General features: G+C 72.5%; 21 protein-coding genes. 9 read left to right on the plus strand and 12 right to left on the minus strand.

The genetic code is table 11. The features are described 5' to 3' along the window. Positions 1-16 precede the first annotated feature (16 nt). Positions 17-691: a DUF2306 domain-containing protein gene (locus tag ABZX11_RS22850; RefSeq protein ID WP_354915976.1), complete on the minus strand. Its 675-nt coding sequence runs from the start codon at positions 689-691 to the stop codon at positions 17-19. Positions 692-829: 138 nt separating this feature from the next. Between ABZX11_RS22850 and ABZX11_RS22855 the strand changes: the two genes are divergently transcribed. Together ABZX11_RS22855 and ABZX11_RS22860 are read left to right on the plus strand one after the other, a co-directional pair. Further along, positions 830-1,717, plus strand: a complete 888-nt coding sequence (locus ABZX11_RS22855) for a TetR/AcrR family transcriptional regulator C-terminal domain-containing protein (RefSeq protein ID WP_176172457.1) — start codon at positions 830-832, stop codon at positions 1,715-1,717. Positions 1,718-1,727: 10 nt separating this feature from the next. After that, on the plus strand, positions 1,728-2,246 hold the full coding sequence (locus tag ABZX11_RS22860; RefSeq protein WP_354915980.1) for a GNAT family N-acetyltransferase: 519 nt from the start codon (positions 1,728-1,730) through the stop codon (positions 2,244-2,246). A 26-nt stretch (positions 2,247-2,272) separates the two neighbouring features. On the opposite strand, the gene ABZX11_RS22865 is transcribed toward ABZX11_RS22860, so the two are convergent. The 3 genes from ABZX11_RS22865 to ABZX11_RS22875 are packed head-to-tail and all read right to left on the minus strand — an operon-like array spanning position 2,273 to position 5,125. Then, positions 2,273-3,721 (minus strand): FAD-dependent monooxygenase, encoded by a 1,449-nt coding sequence (locus ABZX11_RS22865; RefSeq protein ID WP_354915983.1) that lies wholly within the window; start codon positions 3,719-3,721, stop codon positions 2,273-2,275. A gap of 9 nt (positions 3,722-3,730) precedes the next feature. Beyond that, the gene (locus ABZX11_RS22870; protein ID WP_354915986.1) at positions 3,731-4,306 is read right to left on the minus strand and encodes a PadR family transcriptional regulator; all 576 of its coding nucleotides are present in this window, start codon (positions 4,304-4,306) and stop codon (positions 3,731-3,733) included. A gap of 48 nt (positions 4,307-4,354) precedes the next feature. Continuing rightward, a complete protein-coding gene (locus ABZX11_RS22875) occupies positions 4,355-5,125 on the minus strand; it encodes a maleylpyruvate isomerase family mycothiol-dependent enzyme (RefSeq protein ID WP_354915989.1) in 771 nt (256 codons plus the stop codon). 109 nt (positions 5,126-5,234) lie between these two features. Here ABZX11_RS22875 and ABZX11_RS22880 point away from each other — a divergent pair, with 109 nt between their 5' ends. Both ABZX11_RS22880 and ABZX11_RS22885 read left to right on the plus strand, forming a co-directional pair. Then, entirely contained in the window at positions 5,235-6,401 is a 1,167-nt protein-coding gene (locus ABZX11_RS22880) for an MFS transporter (protein ID WP_354915992.1), read from the plus strand. Positions 6,402-6,527: 126 nt separating this feature from the next. Next, positions 6,528-7,067, plus strand: coding sequence for a hypothetical protein (locus ABZX11_RS22885; RefSeq protein ID WP_354915995.1), 540 nt, complete (start codon positions 6,528-6,530; stop codon positions 7,065-7,067). Here ABZX11_RS22885 and ABZX11_RS22890 read toward each other — a convergent pair. From ABZX11_RS22890 to ABZX11_RS22900, 3 genes are all read right to left on the minus strand, one after another. After that, a complete protein-coding gene (locus tag ABZX11_RS22890; protein ID WP_176172450.1) occupies positions 7,052-7,582 on the minus strand; it encodes a hypothetical protein in 531 nt (176 codons plus the stop codon). The genes ABZX11_RS22885 and ABZX11_RS22890 overlap by 16 nt on opposite strands. 54 nt (positions 7,583-7,636) lie before the next feature. After that, the gene (locus ABZX11_RS22895) at positions 7,637-9,079 is read right to left on the minus strand and encodes an FAD-dependent monooxygenase (RefSeq protein ID WP_354915998.1); all 1,443 of its coding nucleotides are present in this window, start codon (positions 9,077-9,079) and stop codon (positions 7,637-7,639) included. A 209-nt stretch (positions 9,080-9,288) separates the two neighbouring features. Then, positions 9,289-9,696, minus strand: a complete 408-nt coding sequence (locus ABZX11_RS22900; protein WP_354916001.1) for a helix-turn-helix domain-containing protein — start codon at positions 9,694-9,696, stop codon at positions 9,289-9,291. Between the two features lie 98 nt (positions 9,697-9,794). Here ABZX11_RS22900 and ABZX11_RS22905 point away from each other — a divergent pair, with 98 nt between their 5' ends. Beyond that, complete coding sequence (locus ABZX11_RS22905) at positions 9,795-10,703, plus strand: alpha/beta hydrolase (protein ID WP_354916004.1); 909 nt, start codon at positions 9,795-9,797, stop codon at positions 10,701-10,703. Here the strand turns inward: ABZX11_RS22905 and ABZX11_RS22910 are convergent. Both ABZX11_RS22910 and ABZX11_RS22915 read right to left on the minus strand, forming a co-directional pair. Next, positions 10,673-11,773: an NlpC/P60 family protein gene (locus tag ABZX11_RS22910; RefSeq protein WP_354916165.1), complete on the minus strand. Its 1,101-nt coding sequence runs from the start codon at positions 11,771-11,773 to the stop codon at positions 10,673-10,675. The genes ABZX11_RS22905 and ABZX11_RS22910 overlap by 31 nt on opposite strands. A gap of 65 nt (positions 11,774-11,838) precedes the next feature. Next, a complete protein-coding gene (locus ABZX11_RS22915; RefSeq protein ID WP_354916007.1) occupies positions 11,839-12,801 on the minus strand; it encodes a nucleoside hydrolase in 963 nt (320 codons plus the stop codon). A gap of 52 nt (positions 12,802-12,853) precedes the next feature. On the opposite strand from ABZX11_RS22915, the gene ABZX11_RS22920 reads away from it, so the two are divergent. Next, complete coding sequence (locus ABZX11_RS22920) at positions 12,854-13,609, plus strand: acyltransferase (RefSeq protein ID WP_176172445.1); 756 nt, start codon at positions 12,854-12,856, stop codon at positions 13,607-13,609. Positions 13,610-13,652: 43 nt separating this feature from the next. After that, positions 13,653-14,030 (plus strand): hypothetical protein, encoded by a 378-nt coding sequence (locus ABZX11_RS22925; protein ID WP_354916010.1) that lies wholly within the window; start codon positions 13,653-13,655, stop codon positions 14,028-14,030. 208 nt (positions 14,031-14,238) lie between these two features. Here ABZX11_RS22925 and ABZX11_RS22930 read toward each other — a convergent pair whose 3' ends face one another. Beyond that, the gene (locus ABZX11_RS22930; RefSeq protein WP_354916013.1) at positions 14,239-14,808 is read right to left on the minus strand and encodes an NADAR family protein; all 570 of its coding nucleotides are present in this window, start codon (positions 14,806-14,808) and stop codon (positions 14,239-14,241) included. A 20-nt stretch (positions 14,809-14,828) separates the two neighbouring features. Beyond that, positions 14,829-16,085: a threonine ammonia-lyase IlvA gene (ilvA, locus tag ABZX11_RS22935; protein WP_176172442.1), complete on the minus strand. Its 1,257-nt coding sequence runs from the start codon at positions 16,083-16,085 to the stop codon at positions 14,829-14,831. Positions 16,086-16,173: 88 nt separating this feature from the next. Here ilvA and ABZX11_RS22940 point away from each other — a divergent pair, with 88 nt between their 5' ends. Both ABZX11_RS22940 and ABZX11_RS22945 read left to right on the plus strand, forming a co-directional pair. Next, complete coding sequence (locus tag ABZX11_RS22940) at positions 16,174-16,665, plus strand: SigE family RNA polymerase sigma factor (protein WP_354916016.1); 492 nt, start codon at positions 16,174-16,176, stop codon at positions 16,663-16,665. Beyond that, on the plus strand, positions 16,662-17,648 hold the full coding sequence (locus tag ABZX11_RS22945) for a hypothetical protein (protein ID WP_354916019.1): 987 nt from the start codon (positions 16,662-16,664) through the stop codon (positions 17,646-17,648). The genes ABZX11_RS22940 and ABZX11_RS22945 overlap by 4 nt, the downstream gene beginning before the upstream one ends. Here ABZX11_RS22945 and ABZX11_RS22950 read toward each other — a convergent pair whose 3' ends face one another. Then, entirely contained in the window at positions 17,649-17,999 is a 351-nt protein-coding gene (locus ABZX11_RS22950; RefSeq protein ID WP_354916022.1) for a DUF2510 domain-containing protein, read from the minus strand. Between the last annotated feature and the right edge of the window lie 41 nt (positions 18,000-18,040).

Genomic DNA, 18,040 nt, shown 5'->3' on the forward strand with positions numbered 1-18,040 from the left:
GAACGGGCTACCCCGGTCACGCGGCGCGACGGCGTCCCCGGCCCAGCCACCATTCGGCGGCCAGCAGCGGGAGCACCCAGCCGGTCCACGTCGTGATCCCGGCGATCGCCTGGCCCAGCGCGATCTCGCTGCCGCCGAAGGTGGTGTCCAGCTGCGGCGTCAGCACGACGGCGCAGACCACGCCCCAGATCCGGTTGCTGATGATCGACATGCACAGCGCGAAGCTGCGGACCATCCACCGGCGGTGTTCGCCGAACCGGCGGGCCCGCGCCATCCGGTAGCCCTGCACGGTGCAGCCGAACCAGAGCGTCGCGAGCAGGACGTTCGACACGGCCCCGACCGGACCGAACGGCGCGGCCAGCGCGATGGCGAAGCCCGCGATCGACGCGGGGATCGCGCCGGCGAAGACGTAGACGCGCCCGGTGCGGCGGTGCACCGCCGGGTGCTTCTGCCGCAGCCACGGCCAGATCTGCAGTGCGCACGTCACCATGGCGACGGTCGCGAAGCCGATGTGCGTGACCAGCACCGGGTAGTACCAGCCGGTGGGGGCCGGGATCCGCGACCGGGCGGGGTCGAGCCCGAGGTAGGGCGGCAGCGAGAAGACCAGGAACGCCGTGACCAGCAGGCCCAGCGGGAACACCCACGGGCGGCGCACCCACGGCTTCGGGCGGCGGACTTCGGTCGTCGTCATCGGTTCCCCCTGTTTCATACGGTGTATCCGCACCGTATTTGCTGGCCGTTATGGCGGACAATCCATGCTGGCGACATTGGGGGAGTACCCTGAAACCGTTCTAGGTGCCGTGGGTAAGTGTTCTAGTACGGAGGGCTCTTGGCGGAAGCGCCTTACCTGCGGATCGCGGCGGACCTGCGCCGCCGGATCACCGCGGGCGAGCTGCGGCCGGGCGACCGCGTCCCGTCGACCCGCGCACTGGTCCGCGAGTGGGGCGTCGCGATGGCGACGGCGGCGAAGGCCCTGGCCGCGCTGGGCGAGCAGGGCTGGGTGCGCGCGGTGCCGGGCAGCGGAACGGTCGTCGCCGACCGCACGCCGGCCAAGCCACCGCTCGGCCGCGACGCACTGGTGCGCGCGGCGATCGCACTGGCCGACGCCGAGGGCCTGGCGGCGTTGTCGATGCGCCGGCTGGCGGCCGGGCTGGGCGTCGGCCCGATGGCGCTGTACCGGCACGTGCCGGACAAGGACGAGCTGCTCCGCCTGATGGCCGACGTCGCGCTCGGGGAGGCGGAGCTGCCGGAGCCGGGCCCGGCCGGGTGGCGCCCCCGGCTGGAGACCGCGGCCCGCGCGCAGTGGCGGGCGTACCGCCGCCACCCGTGGCTGGCGCCGATCCTGCTCAATTCCCTGGTCCGCCCGCCGGTGTTGGCGGCGGGCCTGCGCCTGGTCGACTGGTCGCTGCGCGCCCTGGCCGGAACCGGCCTGAAGAGGCGGGTGAAGCTCCAGGTGATCATGACGCTCAACGGCTGGGTAGGCGGCCTGGCGGCGAGCAACGCGTTCGAGGTCCAGTCGGAGCAGGACACCGGAATCACGGGAGACCAGCGTCTGGAGGCCGACATGGCCCTGCTGGCCGAGCACCTCGGCTCGGGCCGCTACCCGGTGCTGACCGAGGTGATGACGGGAGTGGCGGACGTCGACCTCGACGAAGCGTTCGAGTTCGGCCTGCAACGCCAGCTCGACGGGATCGCCGTGCTGCTGGGAGACCACTAGACTGGCGGCGGTGCTGATCACCACGGAGAGGCTCACGCTGCACGCGTGGTCCGAAGAGTTCTTCGACGGCCTGTTCGCCATGGCCCAGCTGCCCGAAACGGTCCGTTACGTGGGCACGGGCGAGCCGTGGAGCCACGAGTACACGCTGGCCAAGCACCGGGCAACGCTGAACCACTGGGCCGAACACGGCTTCGGCTGGTTCGCGGTATCGGCGGCCCCGGGCTCGTTCGACGGCGTGGTGTCGTTGGTGCGCCGCAACGCCACGGAGTCGGGCTTGGGCTTCCCGGCGGTGGAGATGGGCTGGTGGATCGGCCCCTCGGGCTGGGGCCGCGGGTATGCGACGGAAGCAACGACGGCGGTGCGGGACAAGGCTTTCGAGTCGGGGTGGGCTGAGCGGTTGCTGGCGGTGTACGAGCCGGTCAACAAGCCGTCGGCACGGGTGGTCGAGAAGCTGGGGTTCGCTTTGCACAGCAAGTTCGTTCTGGAGGGGCGGGTGGAGCAGCGGGCGGTGTTGGAACGGCCGCGTTGAGGGACCTGTCCACAACCTGAAGGGGCTCAGGCAATTGCCGGCACCGGCACATCCCCCACCCACCGCCGCACCGCCTCCGCCAGCCCGGCATCACCCGACCCGCACCTGCCCACCCAGGCCACGTGCCCGTCCGGCCGCAGCAGCACCGCCTCGATGTCCGAAGTGGACGGAGAATCCGCCGCGACCACCGTCACCCCAGCCGACCACGCGGCGAACGACCCCGAAGCCGTCAGGTCCAGCAGCACCGGCCGCCCCTCGTGCAGCAGTGCCGCCAAGTGCGTCTCCGCTCCCGAAACCCGTAGCGGCACGTCCGGCGCCAGCCGTCCCAGCCACTCGTGTCCACCAGGCTCGTAACACGCGTCCAACCCCGTGATGATCTCCGCCAGCGCGCGGTTCCCCGCCGGGTGCGCGGCCACGCGCCGCAGCAAGTCCGCCCACGGCTCCTCGGTCGCCTCCTCCAGCGCCACCTGGGCTCGCGTGTTCGCCAGGATCCGCGCCCCCGCCGCGTGGCGCTCGTCGTGGTAGGTGTCCAGCAGGCCCTCCGGTGCCGTCCCGCGCACCGTTGCCGCCAGCTTCCAGCCCAGGTTGAACGCGTCGTCGAGGGCGACGTTCACGCCGATCGCCCCCGCCGGTGGGTGGATGTGGGCCGCGTCGCCCGCCAGGAGGACCCGGCCCTCGCGGTAGGTCGACGCCAGCCGCGCCGCGTCGCCGAAACGGCTCAGCCAGCGGGGTGCGCGCAGCTCGACGTGCCTGCCGAGAACCGCGTCCACCTGGGCCTGCAGCTTCTCCAGCGTGACCGGCGTGTCCTTGTCCGACGGCGGGTCGTCCTCGCGCACCACGATCCGGACGTACCCCGGCCGCGGGATCACGAACAAGCTCCGCCCGTCCGGCCCGGCCGAAGGCCCGTACGGCAGCTCGCATTCGACGTCGCCGAGCAGCGCGTACCAGCGCGCGTCCACGCCCGGGAAACCGATGCCCGCCTGCTTGCGCACCGTGCTGCGGCCGCCGTCGCAGCCGACCAGGTAGCGGGACCGGATGGTCCGGCCGAAGCGTCCATTGTGGACCACCGTGGCGACCTCGTCCGCGGACTGGGTGAACGAGCGCAACTCGTGGCCGCGCAGGATTTCGACGCCCAGTTCGACTGCCCGAGCCTCCAGGACCTCTTCGACACGCGTCTGCGGGATGCCCAGCGAGAACGGGTGATCCGTCGCCGCGCCGTCGAGCAGGAGCGGGCCGGGCAGGCCGGTCGCCGGCGCGTGCGGCACCCGGTGCCCCTCCGCCACCAGGCCGTCGGCCAAGCCTCGGCGGGCCAGCAGGTCCAGCGCCCGCGCGTTCAGGTTGAAGCCGCGGCAGTACGGCGGCCGCTCCGGCAGCCGCTCGACGATCGTGGTGCGGACGCCGGCCAGCGCGAGCTCCGCGGCGAGCAGCAGCCCGGCCGGACCGGCGCCGGCGATCAGGACATCGGGATCGGACACGGTTTCCCCTCAGAAGTTCTCGGGCCACGGCAGCGAGCCGGACCGGATTTCGGCGGCCGTGCGGCGCGCCCAGTCGAGCTCCGCGCGCCACGCGTGCCGGACGAATTCGACCTCGATCATGAACAGCCGCGGCGCGCCCTTGCCGACGGTTTCGGCCAGCGCCGCCTCGGCGCCGTCGATGCGCTCGGCGAGGTGGCGGGCGCGTTCCTCCAGCGCGTCGGCCGCCCGCTCCGGACCCAGCGCGCCGAGGTAGCTCACCGCCGCGACGAACTTCGGGTACTCGGCGACCGGTTCGCGGACCAGCTCGTCGAGCCAGGCGACGAACTCCTGGCGGCCGAGTTCGGTGTGCGCGTAGACGGTCCGCTCCGGCCGGTTGCCCTCCCGGACCGTCTCGACGGGCTCGATCCAGCGGTGCTTCGCCAGCGACTCCACGGTGTCGTAGAGCGAGCCCGGGTTGATCTTGAACGTCGAGCCCTTGTGGCGTTCGCGCAGCGTGGCGGCCATCTCGTACGGGTGCATCGGCCGTTCCAGCAGCAGGCCGAGCAGAGCCAGCGCGAGGGTGTTGCGGATCTTGCGTGGCGGCACTAGTCGCTCCCTATTAGTCGGAACCGACTATACGACCGCCGTCAAGGTCTAGAAGCGCGTGTTCGCCAGCCAGTGCCGGAACAGTGCCGCGTCCCCGGTCACGGCGAGCCGCGGGTCGTCCGCGGGAAGACGTCCGTTCAGGGCGAGCAGCAGATCGGCCGCGCGGCCCTCGACCACGACATCGGCTCCGGCGGTTTCCTCGCTCACCTCGACCCCCGACGGCGTCCGCCGGACGAGCCAGCCGGTTGCGGGTTCGGTGGCGTGGAAAGCCAGCGTCTCGCCGGTGCCGTGCAGGGAAGTACGGTCCAGCGCCGGGTGCGGCCGGCGCGAGAAGACGGCCACCAGGTCCAGTCCTTCGGAAATCCCGTCCGCGGCCAGATCGGCGTCGACGTCGTACGCCTTGCCCGTCGCGAAGGCGGCGTCCGCGCGGTGGACGACCGTCTCGTGGGTCAGCCGTCGCGTCCAGAACCCGGCGCGCCGATCGGGCGTCCACGTCGACGTCGGCGTCTCGGGGCCGACCTCGGCCACCGCGGCGACGAGCCGTTCCGCGCCCTCGCGGAGCCAGCCGCCGAGGGCCTCGAACGCGGGCGGCTCGTCGATCGTGACAGCTTCGAACGGCACGTAACCCGTGGGCCGGCTCGCGATGATCGCGGCGGATTTGTGGTAGGCGGCCCCGACGTGACAGGTCAGGTCCCGCAGTGTCCACTCCGGACACGTCGGGACGCGCGTCTCCCCGTCGGCGCCCGCTATCGCCGTCCCGAACCGGTCCGCTTCGGTGACGAGGGCGCCGGCCAGCCGGTCGTGGCTCAAGGATTTCACCTTGCCACCGTAGGCCGGGCGACCGCGGCCGTGGGGTCGTGATGGCCTGCCCCGGAGTCCACCTCCGTGGACCTGGACAGCCGGTTCGCCGCGGGCCAGGATCGTGGTGGTGACGGGGGAGCTGAAACGCGCTCGGCTGGGGGTTTCCGTCGTGTTCGCGGTGTGCGGTGCCGCGTTCGCGACCTGGCTGGCCCGGGTGCCCGCCGTGCAGGGGCGGCTCGGGCTGAGCACCGGTGAGCTGGCGACCGGGCTGTTCGGCCTCGCCGCCGGATCGGTGCTCGCCCTGCTCGGCGCGGGCGCGCTGCTCACCCGGATCGGCAGCCGGGCGGCCGTCGTGCTCGGCGCGACGGTGCTGTGCGCAGGGCTGCCGCTGGTCGCGCTCGCGTGGTCGGCGCCGGTGTTCTTCGCCGCGCTGGTCGTGCTCGGCGTGGGCAACAGCCTGCTCGACGTCGCGATGAACGCGCACGCGGCCCGCGTCGAGGAGGGCTACGGGCGCCCGATCTTCGCCGGCTTCCACGCCTTCTGGAACATCGGCGGCCTCGCGGGCTCGGGCGTCGACGCGCTGATGGAAGCCGCGCACGTCCCGGTGACGGCGCACTTCCCGGTCGCCGGCGCGGTACTGCTCGCGCTCGCGCTGTGGGCGGCCCGCACCCGCTTCCTCGGCGGCGCCGACCGCGGCCAGGGCGGCGCGGCGTTCGCGTGGCCGAGCCGGGCGCTGGTGCCGCTGGGCGTGATCGCCTTCTGCGGGTTCGTCGCCGAGGGCGCGGTCAACAGCTGGAGCGCGGTGTACCTCGCCGACGTCACCGGCGCGACGCCCGCGCTCGCGTCGCTCGGCTACTTCGCCTTCTCCGCGACGATGATCGCGGTCCGGCTGGTCGCCGACCGCGTGGTGGCGCGGACGGGCGCAGTCCGCTTCGTCCGCGTCGCGGCCACGGTCGCGGTGCTGGGCTTCGCCGTGGTCCTCGCGGCGCCGTGGCCGGTCGCGGTGGTGTCCGGCTTCGCCGTCGTCGGGCTCGGGGTGGCCGGGATCGTGCCGATCGCGTGGAGCGTGGCGAGCCGCAAGCAGGCGGACGCGCCGGGCCGGGCGGTCGCCGCCGTCGCGGCCTGCGGCTATCTGGGTTTCCTGGTGGAGCCGGTGCTGGTCGGCGCGCTCGCGACCCGCGTCGGCCTGCACTGGGCGCTGTCGTCGGCCGTGGCGGTCACGATGGGGATCGTCTTCCTCGCTCCCTCGCTGCGAGTCCCGGCGGCGAGCTCCCTGGACGCGGGAAGGGGATGACCGTGCCGGAAAAAGCCATTTCGTTCGATCAGGTGTTGGGTCACGCGCCCGGAGTGGACGGTGTGATCACCCTCGAGCAGCTGGCCTTCGGCTTGCTGACCGCGGGACCGAGCGTCGCCCTGCGGGGTGCTGTCGGAGCTGGGGGTGGACCCGGCCGAGCTGGCGGCCCGCTTCCGGCTGCCCACCCCGCCCGACACGGAAACCGTCACCGCCGAGTCCTTCATCGAGGCGCTGGAGGAGCGGCACCGCGTGGAGCTGGCCCCGGAGGTCGAAGCCCTGATCGACCGCGTCCGCGGCGAAGGGGACTGCACCCCGTCGCTCCTCCTGGGGCTCGCCGAGGCTGGTGTGGTGCCGGTCTCGCCGGAGAAGATCCGCGACCACTTCGAGAAGTGGGGCGTGGAACCCGAGCCGCTGTTTCCCTCGGAAATCCGGAAGGTGAACACCTACATCGCGTGGGCGCGGAAGCTGAAGCGGGAAGCCGTCGATGCGGAACGCTACTTCCGGGCGTCCGCCGTCCGCGACCGCGAGAAGGCGGCGATGAATCGTCGCGCGAAGCTGCTGACGGAGTGGGCGGGCGAAGCCGAACTCACGGCCATGGTGGAAGAGATCGAAAGTCTCCGCGCCACGGTCCGCCGTCTCCGCGGTGACGATCAGCGTGCCCCCTGAACATCGGCGCGGCACGCCTCGAGGAACCGGTCCCCGGCGTCGCTGATCCCGGTCAGCACCCGGTCGAGGCTTTCCCGGGGCACCTTCGCAGCCCCGGCGTCCAGCTCGGCGAAGATGGCGTTGACGCCGTTGCGGGCCGCCTTCCACAGCTCCTTGCCGCGCTGCCGCGGCTCGTCGGTGCCGAACAACGCCACCTGGTTGTGCGCCTTGCGCAGCTCCGCACGCCGTTCGCGCCAGCGGGTCTCGATGCCCTCGCGGTTGTCCGTCGCCAATTTGACGAATTCCGACCGGATCAGCTGGAACGCCTCTTCGCTCGCCGTCGACAGGCTCGCGTAGGCCTTGACGCGCTCGTCGCGCAGCCAGCTGGCGTGCTCCGCCGCCCGCTTCTGCGCTTCGGCGCGTTGCGTCGCCTTCAGCTTGCGGCCCTCGACGAACGTGTTGGTCAGCAACGTGAGCACGACCCCGCCGAGGGTGGCGCCCACGGTGATCAGCTGCGTGGTGGTCCCCGAGTCCATCACGGGATTATCCCCGGATGCGGCCGGCGTGGCCTCGACGCCGGCCGCACGGCATCACCGGAGAGGTGAACCGAACCAGCGGGCGAGGTGGTCGTCGAGGTCCCGTTGGTCGGCGCCGGCCCAGGCGACGTGCCCGTCGGGGCGCAGCAGGACGGCGGGGACCTCCAGGGCCGCGCCCGGGTCCGCGAGGAGGTCGACCCGGTCCGACCAGCCGCCGGTCGTCAGGTGTCCGGTACGGTCCAGCACCAGTCCGCGGCCGCGGTGCAGCCGGTCGTAGAGGCGGCCCTGGGCCACGTCGATGTCACGCTGCCGGCGGCCGAGCAGGTCGGGGCCCTCGCCGAAGTCGTACCGCAGGTCGATCGCGGTGATCTTGCCGATCAGCCGGCGGTTCACCTCGTCGATGTCCATCAGATCGACGAGCAGCCGCCGCAGGGCCTTCGCGCCCGGTTCGCGCGAGAACAGCGCCATCTGCGCCCGGGTGTTGTCCAGGACGGCCTCGGCGACCGGCCGCCGTTCGGTGTCGTAGGTGTCCAGCAGCGGGTCCGGCGCCCAGCCGCGGATCCGCGCGGCCAGTTTCCAGCCGAGGTTGAAGGCGTCTTGGACGCCCAGGTTGAGGCCCTGGCCGCCGGTGGGCGGGTGGATGTGCGCCGCGTCGCCGGCCAGCAGCACCCGCCCGGTCCGGTACCGCTCGGCGAGGCGGGTGGCGTCCCCGAACCGGGACAGCCAGCGCGGGGAGTGCACCCCGAAGTCGGTGCCGGCGATGCTCCGGAGCTGTTGCCGGAAATCGTCCAGGGTGGGTGGCACCGCGCGATCGCCGACGCCCGCGGCGGGGACGACGACGCTGTGGACGCTTCCGCCGAAGGGCCGGAGCCAGAACGGCCGGTGGGTCTCGCCGACCTCCCGCACCTTGGCGGCGATCTCCGCCGGCGGCGCGTCGACCTCCATCTCGCCCATCAACGTCTCCGTCCGCGACGGCTCGCCCGGGAAGCCGATGCCGCTCAGCTTCCGGACCGCGCTGCGCCCGCCGTCGCAGCCGACGAGGTACCGCGCCCGCAGCCGTTCGCCGCCGGCCAGCTCGACGGTCACGCCCTCGTCGTCTTGCTCGAAATCGACCAGAGCCGCGCCGTGCCGGATCTGCGCACCCAGGCCGGCTGCGTGTTCTTCGAGGAGCCGGACGACGACCGGTTGCGGAATGCCCAGCAGGAAGGCGTGCGCGGAGCCGAGGTCCCGGGGCGGCGGCGCGGGGATGGCGGCGAAGAACCCGCCGGCCGGACGTTGCCGTCCGTGGGCGAGGAGTCGGTCGAGCAGGCCGCGCATGGCCATCAGCTCGAGGCTGCGGACGTGCAGCCCGACGATGCGGACGAACGACGCGGGCTCGGTGTCCTGTTCGAGGACGAGGACGCGCACGTCGTGCAGCCGCAGCTCGGCGGCCAGCGTCGCACCGGTCGGCCCGCAGCCGGCGATGATCACGTCGAACGGAGGGGGCGAAGAGTCCATCGGTGGTGCCTTTCGGGAGTGCCTTGAGGTGGCGGCGCTCCCGGCGGCACCTACGTCATCCGCCCGGCCGTGACTGGAGGGGGAGCACCCACGTCGATCCTGCGTTCATGGGGCTCACCTCCTCGGGCGTGTCACGGGTCCCGCGCAAGGTACAAGCCCCGGCGTGACGTCGTCCACTCCTTTTGTCGTCCGCGCGACCACAAACGCCCTCACTCGGCGTCGGCCTGGTCGTCGCTGAGCACGTTGGCGCGGTCGACCTCGGCCATGTGCTCCTCGGCCCAGGCGCGCAGCGCCGCCAGCGGGACCTCGAGCGACGAGCCCAGCTCGGTGAGCCGGTAGTGCACGCGCGGCGGCACGGTGGGCTCGACCCGGCGGGCGGAGAGGCCGTCGCGGACCAGGCTGCGCAAGGTGATCGACAGCATTTTCTGCGACACCCCGGGCATCCGGCGGCGCAGCTCGGCGAACCGCACCTCGTGCGGAGCCGCCTCCGCGAGAACCTTCACGGCCATGGACGTCCATTTGGTGCCGATCCGGTCCAGGAGCTGCCGGGTCGGGCACCGGGGATCGAACAGGTCACCGCGCCCGCCGCGGGCCGAGGGCGCCGGCTGGGAGGTCACCTGGAGCTCACCACCTGTCGTGAAAGTGCCGTCTTGGCAGCTTCGTGGAAGTTACCTAGCGTTTCCAAGTAACCAATGGTAACCAGCTTGGAGGCGTCGTGCCCGCAACCCCTTCTCCCCGGCTGCGCCGGATCACCACCAACGGCATCGAGGTCAACGTCGCCGTCGCGGGTTCGGGTCCGGCGGTCCTGCTGCTGCACGGCTTCCCGCACACCTGGCGGCTGTGGACCGAGATCATCGGCCCGCTGGCCGAGCACCACCGGGTCATCGCCCCGGACCTGCGCGGGCTCGGCGCCAGCACCCGCGCGGCGGACGGCTACGACGCGGGCACGCTGGCCGCCGACGCCGAAGGTCTCCTCGACGCCCTCGCGGAACCGACCGCGTCGGTGGTCGCCATCGACGCCGGCACCCCGGTCGCCTTCCTGCTCGCCATGCGGCGCCCGGACCGGGTGCGGCGGCTGGTCCTGATGGAGTCGCTGCTGGGTGCCCTGCCCGGCGCCGAGGGCTTCCTGGCCGGCGGCCCGCCGTGGTGGTTCGGGTTCCACGCCGTTCCCGGCCTGGCCGAAACGGTCCTGGCCGGGCACGAAGCGGAGTACCTCGACTGGTTCCTCGCCACAGGCACCCGCGGCCGCGGCGTACCGCCGGAGATCCGCGACGCCTTCGTCGCCGCCTACACCGGAGCGGACGCCCTGCGCTGTGCCTTCTCCTACTACCGCGCCCTGCCGGCCGGCGCGCGCCAGATCGACGAGGCGGTGGCCGCCGGACGGCTCACCGTGCCCACCATGGCGATCGGCGCCCACCCGGTCGGCCGCGCACTGGAACAGCAGCTGCGCCCGGTCGCCGACGACCTCACCGGGCACCTGGTCCCGGACTGCGGCCACATCATCCCGCTGGACCGGCCCCGGGAACTGCTCCGCCTCCTGGCGCCGTTCCTCGCCGGCTCGGACCCGGATCGTCGCGAAACGACCAAGCCCGCTCAGGCCGTCGGACGGCCCGCGCCCGCGTAGTCGTCGCCGTCCCGGCGGTACGAGTGGACCTGGACCGCCTGGCCGGTCTGCGGCGCGTCGATCATCTGCTGGTTGCCGATGTAGAGCCCGACGTGGTGGATCTTGGTCGCCGGCTCGCCGTAGAAGATCAGGTCGCCCAGCTGCGGGTCTGTCACGTGCGGGACGCTGCGGAACTGCGTGTCGGCCGTGCGCATCAGCTTGATCCCCGCGCTCGCGTACGCCGCCGTCGTCAGGCCCGAGCAGTCGAAGCCCGGGTCGTTGCCGCCGGTGCCGTTGCCGCCCCAGATGTACGGGAGGCCGATCTTGTCGATCGCGAAGTTCACCGCGCTCAGCACCGCCGGGTTCGGCGGCGCCGCGCCCTGGCCCACCGTGCCGTAGACGTTCACCGTCGCCAGCGTCCGGTGCAGGAACAGCGGCGCCGCCTGCAGCGTGCTGACCGAGTTCCACCACGTCTGGCCCTGGGACAGGTCGTGGCCGTCGGCACACAGCGCGCGGGCCGTGGTCAAAGCGGCGTCGTCGATGTTTTGGACATCGGGTTTCCCGCCGGACGCGCTCGCCTGGTACTTGCCCCAGATCGCCGGGGCCAGCTGCATCGGCCCGGCGGCGTTCGGCGTCGAGACGATCTTGTTGTAGAAGTCGCGCACCTCGATCGTGCCGAGCGGCTTGTCCAGCACGCCGGTGGTGCCGAACTGGCCGCCGCGCACCCGGCCGTGGTCCGTGGTCACTTTTCCGACCGCGGCCAGCGTGACCCAGGAAAGGTGACAGCCGGGGACGTCCTTGCTCAGTTTCGTCGTCGCCTTCGCGTAGCCGACCATCGCGCGCAGCGGGACGTCGAGCCACTGGCTGGTCTTGGACGCCCAGGCGTCGAACTCGCTGGCTTCAGGCACCTTCGGCGGCGTCGATGTCTGCGGGGGCGCGGCCGGCGACGCGGTCGTCGGCGGCCGGGACGTCGTCGGCTCGGCCGTCGACGACGTGGCCGCGGCGTTCGTGGTCTCCTGCTGCGACGGCGCCAGGGAGATGCCGGCCACCAGCGCGGCCGCGACGACGACCACCGCCGCGATCACGACCACCGGCTTCCGGCGGCGAGGCGGACCTGGTTCGGCTGGCTCGGCGTCGACGACTTTGGGCTCTTCGCTCACCGCGCGGCCCCCGTGAGCCGGTCGAGGACGAAGCCGCGCAGGCCGTCGAGGTCGGTGTCCAGCGCGACCTCGATCGGGCGGCCGGGGGAGAACTGCGGATCGTCCTCGCCGAGCCGCCGCCGGTCGACCAGTGTCTGGCCGCGCGCCGGCCCAAGGCCGCAGTCGACGTCGACCCGGTAGGTCTCGGTGTGCAGGATGCCCGGCGAAATCGCCTCGGCGACCGCGACCGCGTCGTGCATGACCATCCGGTCCTCGCCGAACACGCGCGTGTAGTGCTGCCGGTAGGTCGACGTCAGCCCTTCGAGGGTGGCGCCGACGGGCCCCGAAGACGCGAGCTTCGCCAGCCATTCGGCGTCGACGGCGCAGCGGTGGGTGAGGTCCAGCGGGACCAGCACCACCGGGACGTCCTCCTCGACCAGCACCCGCCGGGCCGCCTCGGGGTCGCTCCAGATGTTGAACTCGGCGGCGGTCGTGCTGTTGCCGAACGTCACGCCGCCGCCCATGATCACCAGCCGCGCGATCTTCGCCGCGGCGCCCGGGTGGGCCGCGAGCAGCGCGGCGATGTTGGTCAGCGGCCCGATCGGGGCGATCGTCACCGGTTCGCCGGCGGACTCCAGCAGGTCCAGCATCAGCTGGACGGCGTCCCGTTCCTCCAGGGGACGGCTCGCCTCGGGGAGCGTGTAGGAGTGGCCCGACAGGCCGTCGCCGCCGTGGACCTCTTTCGCGTCACGCGGCTTGGAGTAGACGAGCGGCCGCGCAGCGCCCGCGGCGACGGGCACGTCGGTGCGGCCGAGGAGCTCCAGCAGGCGGCGCGCGTTCGACGTCGTGCGGTCGAGGGGGACGTTGCCGAAAACCGACGTCACCCCGAGCAGGTCGACGTCCGGGGACAGCGCCGCCAGCGCGATGGCCAGCGCGTCGTCGACGCCCGGGTCGGTGTCGATGATCAGCTTCGTGCCCATCCCGCTCCCCTTGCCTGCGAACCCGTCCCGCACACAGGTTACGGTCACTTGCATGACGTCGATGTGGGGTGCGCCCGCGCTGTCGCGGGTGCGGGCCTGGCGCCGCGCGCGGCGCGACCCGCGGCAGGCGAAGTTCCTGACCGCCGACTCGCTGCGCTGGGTGCTGCGCAACCGCGCGTACACGCCGTGGTACCTGGTCCGGTACTACCGGCTGCTCAAGTTCCGGCTCGCCAACCCGCACATCATCCTGCGGGGGATGCTCTTCCTCGGGAAGGACGTCGAGATCCACTGCCGCCCCGGCTACGGGCGACTGGAGATCGGCCGCTGGGTCCACATCGGGGACGGCAACGCCATCCGCTGCCACGAGGGTTCGCTGCGGATCGGCGACAAGTCCGTGTTCGGCCGCCAGAACGTGATCAACTGCTACCTCGACATCGAGCTCGGCGCGGCCACGCTGGTCGCCGACTGGGTTTACATCTGTGACTTCGATCACGTCATTTCGGACATCCATGTCCCGATCAAGGACCAGGGCATCGTGAAGTCCCCGGTGCGGATCGGCCCGGACACCTGGCTCGGCACCAAGGTCAGCGTCCTGAAGGGCACCCGCATCGGCCGCGGCAGCGTGCTCGGCGCGCACGCGGTCGTCCGTGGTGACATCCCGGACTACTCGATTGCGGTCGGCGCGCCGGCCCGCGTGGTCCGTAACCGCGAAGACGACTACGCGGCCGACGCCGCCCGTCGCGAGGCCGTCGCGGACATGGCCCGCAAGGCGAACAAGGCCCTGCAGAAGACCCTCGGCGAGCAGTAGGACCCCTCAGGCGGCGCGGTCGTTTTCGCGACATAGTGGTCGCATGGGGGAGTATCGCCAGGTCGTGGTGTCCACCCTGCTCGCGCTCGTGGCGGTGGGGTGGCTGCTCGTGGTCCCGTACCTGGTGCTGCTGGGCGCGCTGGGGAACATGCCGGCGTTCGGCACGAGCACCCGCGGCGGCGACGGCTACCTGACCTGGGCGGCCTGGCTCGGCGCCGGGCTGCCGCTCGCGGGTCTGGTCGTTTCGGCGACCACGCGGCGCCGCGGGTGGACGTGGTTCTTCGGGATCTGCTTCACGCTGGCCGCGGCCGTCGCGGCGCTGAAGTGGGCGGACGACATCCGGCATGCGCCGCCGCCACCGCCGGGGCCCCGGCACTGCGTCGAGCGCAGCGGCGGCGGCAACGACTGCCCGGGCGACTGACCTGCGGTTTCCTCCGGTGGTCGAAAATCGCCGACGGCCGTTTCCCGGCCGCTCGGCGGTGATCACCGGCTGATCGGCCGATCTCGGACACCCCCGGCCCCGCAGCCTGGGCCCATGTCGATCACCCGGTTCGCCGTGGTCACTTTCTTCGACACGGGCGCGACGACGTCAGCGTCGTGCGCGGGGACGCCGGTCCTGGCGCCGTGAGTCAGACGCGGGCGCGCAGCTGGTCGCGGACCTCCATCAGCGCGAAGCCGAGCAGGTTCAGCCCGCGCCAGTAGTCCGGCTTGGTCGCGTTCTTCTCCTCGCGCGCGAGGCCGGTGCCCCAGACGAGGTCCTTCTTGGACGCCTCGACGAGCACCTTGTCCTCGGTCCCGAGCAGGAACCGGCGCAGGTCGCGGTGGGCGCGGAACTTGGCCAGGTTGCCGTCGACGACGATGTCGAACCGGTGCCGCTCCCAGGTGGCGGCGTCGAAGCCCTCGACTTCGCGGCCGAGCACCTTCGCCGTCTTCGGGTCGGGCGTCGAGCGGATCAGCTCGGCCTTCTCGACGTCGCCGAACAACAGCGCCTTGCCGGCCATCATGTAGTGCTCGGCGGTCGGGTACAGCACGCCGTCGGCCTCGAACGGGTCGAGCCACCACTGGCTGAGGCAGCTCGCCGTCACCCGGCCGGACGTCGAGGGCGTGTGCCCGTAGAACAGCAGGTACTCGGGCTCCGCACCCTCGTGGACTTTTTCGCGCAACGCCTCGACACTGCGGACACCGTCGACCTTCACCATCCGCCTAGTGGACCACGTCCTCAGAGCAGGAAGTGGAACAGGGGGCTGCCCGGCTCGATCCGCTCGACCTGCAGGGGGCTCGCGGCCATCCGCGCCAGCAGCCCGGCCAGGTCGGCCGGCCGCGCGATTTCGATGCCGACCAGCGCGGGACCCATCTCGCGGTTCGTGCGCTTGACGTACTCGAAGCGCGTGATGTCGTCCTCCGGCCCGAGCACCTGCTCGAGGAACCGCCGCAGCGCGCCCGGCTCCTGCGGGAAGCCGACGAGGAAGTAGTGCTTCAGCCCTTCGTGCATCAGCGAGCGTTCGAGGATCTCGCTGTAGCGGCTGACGTCGTTGTTGCCGCCGGAGACCAGGCAGACGACGGTCTGCCCGGGCTCGACCGCGACGACCGTGCCGAGCGACGCCGCCGCGAGCGCACCCGCGGGCTCGGCGATGATCCCGTCGGACTGGTACATCGCGAGCATCTCGGTGCACACCGCGCCCTCGGCGACCGCGGTCAGCTCGGCGCCGCTCTCGCGGATCAGGGGGTAGGTGACGGCGCCGGCCTCGCGGACGGCGGCGCCGTCGACGAACGAGTCGAGCTCCGGCAGCCGCACCGGGTGCCCGGCGTCGAGGGCCGCGGCCATGCACGCTGCGCCCGCGGGCTCGACGCCGACGATCCGGACCTCCGGGTGCCGCTCGCGCAGCCAGCTGCCGACCCCGGCGAGCAGCCCGCCGCCGCCGACCGGGACGACCACGACATCGGGGACGAAGCCGAGCTGCTCGACGACCTCGAGGGCGACCGTGCCCTGGCCGGCGACCGTGCGGACGTCGTCGAACGCGGGCACCAGCGTCGCCCCGGTCCGCTGGGCGTCCTCGTTCGCCGCGGCGAAGGCGTCTTCGTACGTTTCTCCGACAACGATGACTTCGATGTGCGCGCCGCCGAGCGTCGCGATGCGCTCGCGCTTCTGCCGCGGCGTCGTCCCCGGGACGTACACGCGGCCGGTGGCGCCCAGCCGGCGGCACGCGTAGGCGACGCCCTGGGCGTGGTTGCCGGCGCTGGCGCAGACGACCCCTCGCGCGCGGACGTCCTCGTCGAGCTGGACGATGAAGTTGTAGGCGCCGCGGATCTTGTACGACCGGACGGTCTGCAGGTCCTCGCGCTTCACCCAGACCTGCGCGTCCACCCGGGACGACAGCCGGGCGCTCGGCTCCAGCGGCGTCCGGGTCACCACCCCGGCCAGCCGCTCGGCGGCCTTTTCGATGGTCGCCGCGGTCACCGTGTCGATGTCGTGCACCCCGGTGAATCTACGACTCGCGCGTGTAGGGCAACCGCCCGGGCCTCCGGGCGCATCAGAGGGGTGTCGACCGAGATGGGGGGCGCCGATGGACGCCGGATTCACCGAGTACGTGACCGCGCGGGCGGGGTGGCTGCGCAAAGTCGCGTACTTGCTCTGCGGCGACTGGCACCGGGCCGACGACCTGGTCCAGTCGGCGGTCACCCGGCTCTACACGAACTGGCCGAGGGCGTCCCGCGCGGACAACGTCGACGGTTACGCCCGCCGCACGCTGGTCAACACCTACCTGGCCGAACAGCGCACGTCGTGGTGGCGCCGGGTGGATTTGCGCGAAAAGGACCACGACCCGCCCAGGCCGGGCCCGGACGTCGAACTGGCCCTCGACCTGCGGGCGGCCCTCGAACGACTGCCGCCCCGCCAGCGCGCGACCGTCGTCCTGCGCTACTTCTGCGACCTCCCGGTCGCGGAGACCTCGCGGGCGCTCGGCTGTTCCGAAGGAACCGTCAAGAGCCAGACCGCGAAGGCCGTGGACGCGCTTCGCGAGCTGTTGCGCGAACCGATCCGGGAGGGACGACCGTGACCGACCACGAGCTGGCCACCAAGCTGAAGGAACTGGCCGAGACGCCCGCCCCGCCGCCCCGGATCGACCTCGACCGCGCGCGCCGGATCGGGCGGCGCCGTCGTCGCGTGCGGACCACAGTCCTGGTCCTGGGCTGTGCCGCGGTCGTGACGGCCGGCGGCGTGACGGCGGCTTCGCTGTCCCGGCCGGTCCCGCCACCGGCGACCCCGCCGACGGCCACCGCACCCACGCCCAGGTCCGTCACGCCGGTGCCCACCGACAACCCGATGGTGGCGAAGGCAACCTTCGGCTGGGTGCCCGAACAGATCAAGGGCATCGAGTACGCCGTGGGCGAGCACGGCGACACCGCGCTGGCCGTCGGCCAGGGTGAGCTGGCGCCGATGATCTGGTTGTCGGTTTACGACCAGGATCCGCCCGTCCCGCCCAACCTGCGCGGACAGCAGCCGACCCGGATCCCGGTCCGGATCGGCGACCGCGACGGCTACTGGCTCACGACCGACCCGGACGACCCCCTGAACCACGGGGACGCCTACCTGCAGTGGCAGGCCCCGGACGGCCGGTGGGCCCGGTTGGGCGCCTACTACCTCACGGGCCCGGACCTGCAGCAGGTGCTGATGCGGGTCGCCGGCGACGTCAGGTTCGGCACCCGGGCGGTGCCGCTGCCGCTGCACATCACCAGCCTGCCGGACGCGTTCCGCCTCAGCGACGGCGACTTGCGGCGCCGCGGCGACCGGGACGGCGTCCCGTGGCACCTGGTGCTGCAGTACAAGTCGGACGGCGGGCTGGTGACGATCAACGTCTCACCGCCCGGCGGCGTCCCCGACGGCCTCGGCGAACCGCAGTGCGTGACGAAGAACGGGCTGAAGGCCTGCGTCTCGTTCAACCAGCCGAAGATCGGCGGCATCACCGCGAAGGAACTCCTGAGCCGGATCACCGTGCTCGGCCCGGACGAGGCGAAGTGGACCACGCACGTGATCGGGTGATCAGCGCGGTGGCGCCTGCGTGTGCTCGGTCCAGCGGGTGCCGTCCCACCAGCGCAGGACGCCGGGGGCGCCGGGGTGGGCGTACCAGCCGGGCGGCGGCCCCTGGCCCGCCGACGGCCGGGCGGTCACCGGCGCGGGGTAGGCGTTGCCGAGGCTTTCGCCGCCGCGGTCGTGGAGGCTCAGCTTGTGCCCGCACGCCCGGCAGTTCGGGGTGAAGGCCTGCACGACCGCGACCCCGCCCGCCGTCGCGACGTTGGCCCAGAGCTTGCCCTGCCGGCGCCCGAATTCGGCGACCGCCGAGTTGGTGCACCGCTTGCAGTTGTGGCAGCCCGTCCTGACCCGTTCGGCCATGGCACCTCCCGCCGGGTGACTCGCCGGTGCCCGGCACCTCG

This window comes from Amycolatopsis sp. NPDC004169 (assembly GCF_040610315.1).
Taxonomy (GTDB): domain Bacteria; phylum Actinomycetota; class Actinomycetes; order Mycobacteriales; family Pseudonocardiaceae; genus Amycolatopsis.

What these genes read in the sequence shown, in the direction of transcription:
- ABZX11_RS22890 (WP_176172450.1), bottom strand. Translation starts at nt 7,582, where the DNA reads ATGGACTCGGGGACCACCACGCAGCTGATCACCGTGGGCGCCACCCTC.
- ABZX11_RS22915 (WP_354916007.1), bottom strand. Translation starts at nt 12,801, where the DNA reads ATGGGCACGAAGCTGATCATCGACACCGACCCGGGCGTCGACGACGCG.
- ABZX11_RS22895 (WP_354915998.1), bottom strand. Translation starts at nt 9,079, where the DNA reads ATGGACTCTTCGCCCCCTCCGTTCGACGTGATCATCGCCGGCTGCGGG.
- ABZX11_RS22850 (WP_354915976.1), bottom strand. Translation starts at nt 691, where the DNA reads ATGACGACGACCGAAGTCCGCCGCCCGAAGCCGTGGGTGCGCCGCCCG.
- ABZX11_RS22920 (WP_176172445.1), top strand. Translation starts at nt 12,854, where the DNA reads ATGACGTCGATGTGGGGTGCGCCCGCGCTGTCGCGGGTGCGGGCCTGG.
- ABZX11_RS22925 (WP_354916010.1), top strand. Translation starts at nt 13,653, where the DNA reads ATGGGGGAGTATCGCCAGGTCGTGGTGTCCACCCTGCTCGCGCTCGTG.
- ABZX11_RS22940 (WP_354916016.1), top strand. Translation starts at nt 16,174, where the DNA reads ATGGACGCCGGATTCACCGAGTACGTGACCGCGCGGGCGGGGTGGCTG.
- ABZX11_RS22950 (WP_354916022.1), bottom strand. Translation starts at nt 17,999, where the DNA reads ATGGCCGAACGGGTCAGGACGGGCTGCCACAACTGCAAGCGGTGCACC.
- ABZX11_RS22930 (WP_354916013.1), bottom strand. Translation starts at nt 14,808, where the DNA reads ATGGTGAAGGTCGACGGTGTCCGCAGTGTCGAGGCGTTGCGCGAAAAA.